Below are 9,665 nucleotides of genomic sequence, written 5' to 3'. Positions count from 1 at the left end.
GCCCCAAAGCTGGTCTGCCCGCGCAGGTATGTCTTGACTACCCGCAGCTTGAATTCCTCGTCGTATTTCAACATGAACAACGCCCCAAAGGTTGGATTGATGTCCAACTTTTGGGGTGCACTTCAGTGTCGGGGCCCGCTGTAGGAGTAAAAGGCCGTTCGACGGAAGCGGGCCCCGACACCCCAGCGGCTATGACCACTACCGCCAATAAGCAGGCACCCTGACCAGGATAAGAACCAGCGGCGGTAAACAAAAAAACCCGCCGTAAAGGCGGGCAAAAGTCGCTGTGCTTGAATCCGAATCGACCGAATCATCTGAAGATTCGGATCGCTGGACGCGAGACCGGCTTCCCAAACGCCCGGCCCCGTCGTCCGATGTCGATTACTCCACGTGCTCGCCGTGCAGCACCACGTCGAGGCCTTCGCGCTCTTCCTCTTCAGCCACGCGCAGGCCGATCGTAAGATCGATGATCTTGAGCAGTACGTAGCTCAGCACGCCGCTGTAGACGAGCGTCGTCAGCACGCCCTTCGCTTGCAGAATCAGGCTGCCATCAGCGCCGCCGATGTCCTTCACGGCAAAGATGCCCGTCAGCAGCGCGCCGATGATCCCGCCCACGCCGTGCACGCCGAAGCAATCGAGCGAATCGTCGTAGCCGAGCTTCATCTTCAGCCAGGTTGCCGACCAGAAGCAGACCGCACCGGCGATGAAACCGATCGCGAGCGCACCGCCGACACCGACGTAGCCCGACGCCGGTGTGATCGCCACGAGGCCGGCCACGGCGCCCGACGCGATGCCCAGCGCGGACGGCTTGCCCTTCGTGATCCACTCGACGAACATCCAGCCGAGCGCCGCGCAAGCGGTCGCCACTTGCGTCGTCAGCATCGCGAAGCCGGCACGGCCGTCGGCCGCCACGGCGGAGCCCGCATTGAAGCCGAACCAGCCCACCCACAGCATCGCGGCCCCCATCAGCGTCAGCACCAGGTTGTGCGGCGCCATCGCTTCGCGCCCGTAGCCCACGCGCTTGCCCAGCACCAGTGCGCAGACGAGGCCCGCGATACCGGCGTTGATGTGCACGACCGTGCCGCCCGCGAAGTCCAGAATGCCGGCGGACGAGAGCCAGCCCGTCGGTTCCCACACCATGTGGGCGATCGGCGAGTAGACGATGATCGACCAGACCGACATGAATACGAGCATCGCCGAGAACTTCATGCGATCGGCGAATGCGCCCGTGATCAGTGCCGGCGTGATGATCGCGAACGTCATTTGATAGACGAAGTAGACCGACTCGGGGATCGTCGTCGCCAAGTGGCTCACGGTCAGCGTCGTCGCCTTGTCGCCCTTGATGTAGTTCATCCCGGCCAGCATGACGCGCGAGAAGCCGCCAATGAAGGCGTTGCCCGGCGTGAAAGCGAGGCTATAGCCGATCACCGTCCAGATCACCGTAACGGCGCAGGTGATCGCGAAGCTTTGCATCACCGTCGCCAGCACGTTCTTCTTGCGAACCATGCCGCCGTAGAATAGGGCCAGGCCGGGAATCGTCATGAACAGCACGAGCGCGGTGGATGTCAGCATCCAAGCCGTATCGCCCGAGTTGATCTTGGACGAGTCGACCGAGTACGGCGCGGTCGGGGCGGCAGGGGCCGCCGCGGCGGCGGCAGCGGATGCGTCGGGAGCAGCGGCCGCCGAGGCGGCGCTTGCCTGGGCTGCGGCCGCAGGCGTGGACGTGGCGGCGGGTGCCGACGCCGCGTCGTCGGCGAGCGCGGTACCCACGCTGCCCGCAAGCAGCGTGGCGACCATCGCCAAGGACATCAAAAGTTTGCGCATCTTCGGTTTCCTCTTGTCGCTAAATCTTCGAATTTGGTTTCGAATTACAGGGCGTCGGCGCCCGTTTCCCCGGTGCGGATACGAATAACCTGCTCGATCGGCGTGACGAAGATCTTGCCGTCGCCGATCTTGCCCGTGCGGGCCGCGCGTTCGATCGCTTCGATCGCCTGTTCGACGATGTCGTCCGAGACGGCCGCCTCGATCTTGACCTTCGGCAGGAAGTCGACGACGTATTCGGCGCCGCGATAGAGTTCCGTGTGGCCTTTCTGGCGTCCGAAACCCTTCACTTCCGTGACGGTGATGCCCGACACGCCGATCGCCGACAACGCCTCGCGCGCCTCATCGAGCTTGAACGGCTTGATGATTGCGGTAATGAGCTTCATGAAAGTCCTCTTTTCGTTGCGAAAACTGTGTTGCCGCGCGCCTGCGCCGGTGTTGCGATCGGCGTCGGGTGCGAGCCCCCGATTCGTGCGGCCAGAAAAAGCAACTGTCGTGCCATGCGGCGCCTGCCGGCATCGGCAAAGCGGTGCGCGAGTCTAACGGGGGGCCGGCCGAAGGGCTAAAACCGGGCTGCCGCGCTGGCGCGCCCCTTCGATCGTTGCTAGAGTGTTCGCACGCCCAGGATTCGGGTACGCACCAACGCCGCTCGTCGGTGCACGAAGCGTGTGCTCTAGGACGCACCAAGTTCGGTCACACGCGCGTCGTCAGAGCAAGTCGGGAGAAATGCTGCACATTTTTTGTGCAACGAAGGGGAACCACCATGAAGCAACCGAATGATTTATTTCAGGATTTTCAGAATCGCATGAGCGATCTGCTCAAGCACTCGCCGGCGAAAGACGTCGAACGCAATGTGAAAGCCATGCTCTCGCAGGGTTTCTCGAAGCTCGATCTCGTTACTCGCGAGGAATTCGATACGCAAACGCAAGTGCTGCTTCGCACCCGCACGCGCCTCGAAGAACTCGAACGCCGTGTCGCGGAACTCGAACAGCGTCTGGCTGCGTCGCAAGAGTCTTAGCCTTCGCTGCGCCGGCTCGGCGCGCACCTTCATCGCCAAGCGAGTGCTCGGCTCGCGACGGCAGTTGAGCTGAAGGCCGGCCGCCGCGCCGGCCGGCTCGGCGTGACGGCACCGCTCGCGTGCCGTCCGATCCGGTGAGAACCCATGTCGCTTGCCGTGGAGCGCTCGGGCCGGCCGCTGGCCGCGCGCCCGAAGCGACCGTCGAAGTTCATTTAGCGAATAGGTTGCCGTCGTTTTTGGTTGTTGGGTGCTAACTGCACCGCCCTCCTCAATCGAAAAGGAGCGTCTATTCCATAGAGCCGGAATGCCCATCCGCCAACGAAGACAATCTGCGTGCGCCACGGCTCCAGGGTCACGGCAAGTCTGCTGAATTCCGCCAAGTCGCTCACATTTTTTCTCCCACTACTTTTGCCAGAACGCCGTGCTCGAGTTCGGCGGCCTGCTCCGCACCGCGCGTCGGTTCAGCAGAGACGTCAAGCCATGTCTGGATGATGTCGGACACCCAGACGCCGTCACGCATCACGCGCCCGCGAAGCAGCGATTGCGGATACGGGTGCTGCTTCAAGATCAGATCCGGCCGTTCGCCCTCGCGCGCACGCTTCAGTCCCCGCCATCCTTCAGCCGCTGCGAGATCGGGCACCCAGAGGGCCGTTGTCGCGCCATGGACGTGCCCTACGTGCAGAGCGTTGGCCGCCGCAAACTGGCCCAGCGTCGCCCCTTCTTCACGCTTGAGCGTCTTTCGTAACTGCTGCTCCTCGGGCATGCCGCCCGCGAGATATTTCATCGGCACGCTAACGGCCGGTTTCATGTACGCCGCCTTCCAACGTTGCGCAAGCTTGCGTCGCTGCACGATCCGCAGATGGGGTGCCCATTCGACCATACCCTCTTCTTTCAGGGCATTGATAAGGCGTGTGGCGCTCATGACAGATACACGAGCTTCCCGCGCAAGCTCGGTCGCCGTCATGTACATCTTTACCGGGGCACTGATCAGGCCTTCGCGCTTGATGTCGGCCGCCAGCAGGAGCTTAAGCATCCATTGGGCAAGGTCGGAGAAAACGAGCGTCGGCGGTGCCGAATGGCTGCTGCGCCGCACGCTCGCCGGCTGCTCTTTAGCCTCCAGTTCGGGGAAATCGGCGTACAGCGGCACGTCCGAAAGGATGGCGAACGGTTCACCGCTCCCATACTCCTTATGGAAGTCCACGAGCTTTCTGACGAGAGCCTGCGACGCGACTCCCACCCAGAGGATGACAGCCGGGCGGGATCGGTCGTGCCGTCCGCTCGCGCGTGCGCGCGACTCCAGCAGCGCCTGCGCGAATAGGGGGATCGCGCGATCGGCACGCCCTTCGGTCTGCGCCTTCAATACGACGCAATACGTCTGGCCACGGGGGCTCGTCAGAATGAAATCCCCACCCTTGCCGTCCTCGCCCGTCTCAAGGACTTCCCATTCATGGCTCTGGAAAAGCGCATGAACCGAGTGGCGCGCGAGGCGGTCGGCAGTTCCGGTTGCGAAGTGTATGTCGTCCATATCACTTGCCCATGTCATTTCAGTTGGCCATGTTAATTAACGCGGCCATGTTACCCGTGCGCTTAGCTCGAGACAAGCAAAAAGCTTTGGTACATGTAGGCCGAACGGCCAACGATGCCCCCTGCGACTCCCTGGACGCATCCCACGTTGCTACAGTGATTGCGACACCCGGCGCCGTGCGCGAACCCATCGCCACTGCACCGAGCTATTGCAATCCGAGGACCGTACCAGTCCTCACCTTCTGAAAGAGCCGCGGATATCTTGGCGGCCCGGTTCTGAGGAGAACCCATGTCGCTTGCCGTGGTGCGCTCGCGCGCGCCGGCCGCTGGCCGCGCGCCTGAAGTGACCGTCGAAGTCCATCTGGCTAACGGGTTGCCGTCGTTTTCGATCGTCGGCCTGCCCGATCTCGAGGTGCGCGAAAGCCGCGAGCGCGTCCGCGCCGCGCTGCAGAACTGCGGGTTCGACTTTCCCGTGCGCCGCATCACCGTCAATCTGGCGCCGGCCGATTTGCCGAAGGAATCGGGCCGTTTCGATCTTCCGATCGCGCTCGGCATCCTCGCAGCAAGCGGGCAGATTCCCGACGACGCGCTCGGCGAGCGCGAGTTTGCCGGCGAGCTTTCGCTGACGGGGGCCCTGCGTCCGATGCGCGGCGCCTTCGCGATGGCATGCGGCACCGCACGCAGCCGTCGCAAAGACGCGCAGGCGAAGCCGGCGTCGCAGCTAACCGCGCGAGCCGCCCAAGCCGCCCAAGCCGCCCAAGCCGCCCAAGCCGCCCAAGCCGCCCAAGCCGATAAGCCAGATAGCGCGTTGCATGACCCTTCGCGCGAACCGCGAGGCCGTCCGCCCGAGTTGTATTTACCGGCGGCGAGTGCGCAGGAGGCAGCGTTGGTGCCGGGCGTGGCTGTCTTCGGCGCGTCGGACCTGCCTTCGCTGTGCGCGCACTTATCGGGCGAGCGCAATGGCCGTCTTACGCCGATCGCCCCGCCCATCCCCGGCGCGTCGGAGCCGAGGGCGGCGCCCCCGGATATGGCCGATGTCATCGGCCAGCACGGGGCACGGCGCGCACTCGAAGTGGCGGCGGCCGGCGGCCACCACGTCTTGATGGTCGGGCCACCGGGTGCGGGCAAGTCGATGTTGGCGGCGCGGCTGCCGGGCTTGCTGCCGCCCATGACGGACGATGAAGCGCTCAGCTCCGCCGCCCTGCTCTCGGCCAGCACGCTCGGTTTTTCCCCGGCGCAATGGCGGCAACGGCCGTTTCGCGCGCCGCACCACTCGTCGAGCGCAGCCGCGCGCGTCGGCGGCCGCAACCCGCCTCAGCCGGGCGAGATCACGCTCGCTCACCTCGGGGTTCTCTTCCTCGACGAGTTGCCGGAATTCGATCGTCACGTGCTCGAGATGCTGCGCGAACCGCTGGAAGTGGGCCGCATCACGGTGTCGCGCGCCGCGCTACAAGTCGATTTTCCCGCCGCTTGCCAGTTCGTCGCCGCGATGAATCCCTGTCCGTGCGGCTGGCGCGGCGATCCCGGCGGGCGCTGCCGCTGCACGCCCGAAGTCGCTGCGCGCTATTTGCGCAAGCTGTCGGGGCCGCTCGTGGATCGCATCGATATTCAGATCGAGCTGCCGGCGCTCACGCCAGCGGAACTGAGCGCGCGCGCCGCCGAAAAGAGCGAGCCGAGCGCGATGGCCGCAGCGCGCGTGGCGGCAGCCCGCGAGCGGCAGATCGAGCGACAAGGAAAAACCAATCGCGAACTCTCCGGCCGCGAGGTCGACGACGTCTGTCGATTGGACGCCGCCGGCGAAGCGCTTCTGCGCGAAGCGGGCGAGCGCTTCCGGTGGTCGGCACGCGCCTATTACCGCGTGTTGAAGGTGGCACGCTCGATCGCCGATCTAGCGGCAGACGCGATGCCCGCCGCGCAGCATGTCGCCGAAGCCATTCAGTATCGCCGCGTGTTTTCGCTCCCCTGAGGCGTCCGGCTTTGAAGGTTTCTCGCTTAGAAGGGCGAACTCGCGACGAGCGAAAGCTCGGGTCCGTCGATTTGAAGTGGCGTCATGCCAAATTAGGGGGCAATCGCTGTCCAGGTATTCCGAGCGGGCGCGTCGATCCCATCGAAGCCAATTTTTTGGCTGTCAAGACTTGACTTGTGCACAATTTAGGCTTTCCTGGCATGTAACGCCAGTTTAAAAGCAACGTTGCAGGGATGCGCCACATCCCTTTGATTTTCAACAGTTTTTCTCCATGCCGCTTGCGTGATCAATCGGCCGACAGGCCCATCCCATGGGCTTGCCGGCGGACGAAGCGGGATTTCCCCACAGACTTATCCACAGCGTCTGTGGATAGCTCGAAAACCTACAAGAAATCCGTGGATTAGCGACTTTTCTTGGGGCAAAACCTTCACTCGTATGAGCGATCGTCAACTGTCCTCTTCATCGGCCGTTCGCCGCACGAGGAGCGACTAAAGGTCAGTCGAGCTTGAGCGACCCGAAAAATTGGTCGGACTGATCCTGGGGCGGGACGCGCGCGGCGATGATCGCCGCTTGGTAGACGTGCCGTCCGCGCACGGCGATCCATGCGTGGATGGTGCGCTGCTGGTGGGCATCGCCGGCCGCGCCCGTCGCAACGATATCGACACCCGGCACGGCGGCCCCCGTCGCAAGCGGAACTTGCACGGCGTGTTCGACCGGCGACGCGCTGACATTGCGCGCGAGCGCGCGACGCAAATCGTCGGCCACCGTTTGGCCGAGGGCGGCATCGTCGCGCGGCAAATCCACGACGGCGATCGCAAACACGACGTGCTGCGTTTCGGCCGCACGCACATGCATCGGCAGGGTTTGGCCGGCAATCGCCACTTGCCGTTCGTCCACGGTCGGCTTGGCGGGCAGATCGATGGCGTAGCCTTCGGCGGCATCGGACACCGTCCGCCAGTTGTAGGCCGGGGAGCAAGCGCTGATGAGTGCCACGCCGAGCAACGCTTGCAGCACGACCGACGAAAGACGGCCCACGCTCGTCGCACGAGCGCGCGAGCGCGAAGCGACTAAAGCCGACGAACGGCGCTGCGAAAACGCACGCCGCCAGGCGGGCGCACAAGGAAAACAAAAGCGCATAGAGGGCGAAGGAATCGAAACATGGTGTGGGACCGAAAGCGAGATTATCCGACATGGTGCCGACGAGCCATGCGAGTTCGTGTGCACCTGCGCATGCCCGACGGCCGCCCTTTTCCGAATATGGGTAAAATAGCGACGCAAAATCGCGCCTGCTCCGGCCGCCCGCCGTCGAGCCCCCGCATCCAGCGGGGCGCGATGATCCGCATGAGGTCGTCACCATGAGCCAAGCCCCCGCTTCTTCCGCCCGCCGCGCGAGTTCGCTGCGCTATATCGCCTTCGCCTGCGTGGCCGTCGCGATTGCGATCGCCGCCTACTTCACGTTCGGCCGCAGCCAGCAAGTCCCCGCTGCAACCTTCACGCTGTTGTCCGGGCAGAAGCTGTCCACGTCCGACCTGAAAGGCAAGGTCTACCTCGTGAACTTCTGGGCGACCGACTGCGAAACGTGCATCAAGGAAATGCCGCAGATGGTCGACACCTACAACCGCTATAAGGGCCAGGGCTTGGAGTTCGTCGCGGTCGCGATGCAATACGACGCGCCGATGTACGTCGTCAATTACACCCAAACGCGCAAACTGCCGTTCAAAGTGGCGATGGATGACGGCACCGCGGCCAAGAAGTTCGGCAACGTCCAAATGACGCCGACCACCTTCGTCGTCGACAAGAACGGCACGATTCTCAAGCGCTATGTCGGCGAGCCGCAATTCGCCGAACTCGATCAGCTTCTGCAAAAGGCACTCGGCTCGGCCTGAGCCGGCGCAGCGCACGCTCGCGGCGTAGAGCCTCGACCTCGGGCGAGACGCCCTAGTGCCCTTCCTTCCCGGCCTCGCCACGCTCGGCGAGGCCGTATCGTTTGATCTTCTCGTAAAGCGTCGCCTTGCCGATCTGCAGCTCGTCGGCCGCGGCTAAAACGGCGCCGGCGTGCTGATCGAGCACTTCGGCAATCACCGCCCGCTCGAACTGCTCGACACGCTCCTTCAGCGATTGCGCCGGCTGACCGCCGTGCCCCCGGTCGCCCGATGCGCCCTCGATGCCCAGCACGATGCGATCGGCCGCGTTGCGCAGCTCGCGCACGTTGCCGGGCCAGTCTCGCGCCATCAGGTCCGCACGCTGGCGCGCCGTCAGTATCGGCGCGGGCCGCCCGTAGCGAACGGCGGCCTCGAGCATGAAGTGTTCGATCAGGGGGGCGATATCCTCGCGGCGCTCCACCAGCGGCGGCACGTCGATCGTCACGACATTCAGCCGATACAGCAGATCGCGCCGGAAAGTGCCGGCCGCGACCAGCGCCTGCATGTCGCCTTTGGCCGCGGCGATCACGCGCAAATCGACACGCACGGCCTGGTTCGAACCCAAGCGCTCGAGCGAGCCCTCCTGCAACACGCGCAGCAGCTTCACTTGCAGCGCCGGCGGCATGCTCTCGATCTCGTCGAGAAAGACGGTGCCGCCCGATGCGTATTCGAGCTTGCCGATGCGACGCTTCGTCGCACCCGTGAAGGCGCCCGGTTCATAGCCGAACATTTCCGACTCGAACATCGATTCGGGCAATGCGCCGCAATTGACTGCCACGAACGGCTTGGCCTGGCGCGGCGACAGTTCGTGCAAGCTACGCGCGACCAGTTCCTTGCCCGCTCCGGTATCGCCGATGATCAGCACGGGCGCGTCCGTCGGGGCGATATTGGCGATCAACCGGCGCACTTCCCCGATAGCGGGACTGCGGCCGATGATGCGCGGCACGAGCGCATCGCGTGCGGCCAATTCGCGCCGCAGCGCGGCGTTTTCGAGGACTAGGCGCCGGCGCTCGAGCGCACGGCGTACCGTGTCGACGAGGCGTTCCGCGGCAAACGGCTTTTCGACGAAATCGTAAGCGCCGTCGCGCATCGCCTGGACAGCCATGGAGATGTCGCCATGCCCAGTAACGAGGATGACGGGGACATCGGGCGCGCGCTGATGGCACTCGCCGAGCAAGTCGAGCCCGCTCGCGCCGGGCAGGCGGACGTCGCTCACGACGATGCCGGCGAAACGCTCGTCGAGCAGATCGAGCACGCCGCTCGCCTCCTCCACCGAGCCATAGCCGCTGACGGCGAACCCCGCCAGTTGCAAGCTCTGGACGCTTGCACGACGCACGAGTTCGTCGTCCTCGATGAAGAGAACTTGTAGGTTATCCGTCGTCGCGGTCGAGTTCATGGTTTGCCTGAGAAGTTC

8 protein-coding genes and 1 pseudogene are annotated in these 9,665 nt (G+C 64.4%); 3 read left to right on the top strand and 6 right to left on the bottom strand.

Translation table 11 applies throughout. The features are described 5' to 3' along the window. Window positions 1-381: 381 nt before the first annotated feature. Window positions 382-1,824: an ammonium transporter gene (locus ACTHN9_RS12450; protein ID WP_440537070.1), complete on the bottom strand. Its 1,443-nt coding sequence runs from the start codon at window positions 1,822-1,824 to the stop codon at window positions 382-384. A gap of 44 nt (window positions 1,825-1,868) precedes the next feature. Continuing rightward, entirely contained in the window at window positions 1,869-2,207 is a 339-nt protein-coding gene (locus ACTHN9_RS12445) for a P-II family nitrogen regulator (RefSeq protein WP_027795982.1), read from the bottom strand. A gap of 377 nt (window positions 2,208-2,584) precedes the next feature. Between ACTHN9_RS12445 and ACTHN9_RS12440 the strand changes: the two genes are divergently transcribed. Further along, a complete protein-coding gene (locus ACTHN9_RS12440; RefSeq protein WP_440537069.1) occupies window positions 2,585-2,839 on the top strand; it encodes an accessory factor UbiK family protein in 255 nt (84 codons plus the stop codon). Between the two features lie 284 nt (window positions 2,840-3,123). Here ACTHN9_RS12440 and ACTHN9_RS12435 read toward each other — a convergent pair. Both ACTHN9_RS12435 and ACTHN9_RS12430 read right to left on the bottom strand, forming a co-directional pair. Then, window positions 3,124-3,228, bottom strand: a pseudogene (locus ACTHN9_RS12435) (GSU2403 family nucleotidyltransferase fold protein); the annotation flags it as partial. Then, window positions 3,225-4,364 carry a helix-turn-helix domain-containing protein gene (locus ACTHN9_RS12430; protein WP_440537068.1) on the bottom strand — a complete coding sequence of 380 codons (1,140 nt, stop codon included), beginning with the start codon at window positions 4,362-4,364 and terminating at the stop codon, window positions 3,225-3,227. The gene ACTHN9_RS12430 and the pseudogene ACTHN9_RS12435, both read right to left, overlap by 4 nt. A 288-nt stretch (window positions 4,365-4,652) precedes the next feature. Between ACTHN9_RS12430 and ACTHN9_RS12425 the strand changes: the two genes are divergently transcribed. Further along, window positions 4,653-6,329, top strand: coding sequence for a YifB family Mg chelatase-like AAA ATPase (locus ACTHN9_RS12425; protein WP_440537067.1), 1,677 nt, complete (start codon window positions 4,653-4,655; stop codon window positions 6,327-6,329). A 495-nt stretch (window positions 6,330-6,824) separates the two neighbouring features. On the opposite strand, the gene ACTHN9_RS12420 is transcribed toward ACTHN9_RS12425, so the two are convergent. Continuing rightward, window positions 6,825-7,364, bottom strand: coding sequence for a hypothetical protein (locus tag ACTHN9_RS12420; RefSeq protein ID WP_440537066.1), 540 nt, complete (start codon window positions 7,362-7,364; stop codon window positions 6,825-6,827). Window positions 7,365-7,684: 320 nt separating this feature from the next. Here ACTHN9_RS12420 and ACTHN9_RS12415 point away from each other — a divergent pair, with 320 nt between their 5' ends. Next, window positions 7,685-8,215 carry a TlpA disulfide reductase family protein gene (locus ACTHN9_RS12415; RefSeq protein WP_440537065.1) on the top strand — a complete coding sequence of 177 codons (531 nt, stop codon included), beginning with the start codon at window positions 7,685-7,687 and terminating at the stop codon, window positions 8,213-8,215. A gap of 52 nt (window positions 8,216-8,267) precedes the next feature. On the opposite strand, the gene ACTHN9_RS12410 is transcribed toward ACTHN9_RS12415, so the two are convergent. Continuing rightward, on the bottom strand, window positions 8,268-9,647 hold the full coding sequence (locus ACTHN9_RS12410; RefSeq protein ID WP_440537064.1) for a sigma-54-dependent transcriptional regulator: 1,380 nt from the start codon (window positions 9,645-9,647) through the stop codon (window positions 8,268-8,270). Window positions 9,648-9,665: the final 18 nt, after the last annotated feature.

Origin of the sequence: Trinickia sp. (genome assembly GCF_051953405.1) — a bacterium.
Lineage (GTDB): Bacteria > Pseudomonadota > Gammaproteobacteria > Burkholderiales > Burkholderiaceae > Trinickia.
This window is presented reverse-complemented; position numbering and strand designations above follow the sequence as displayed.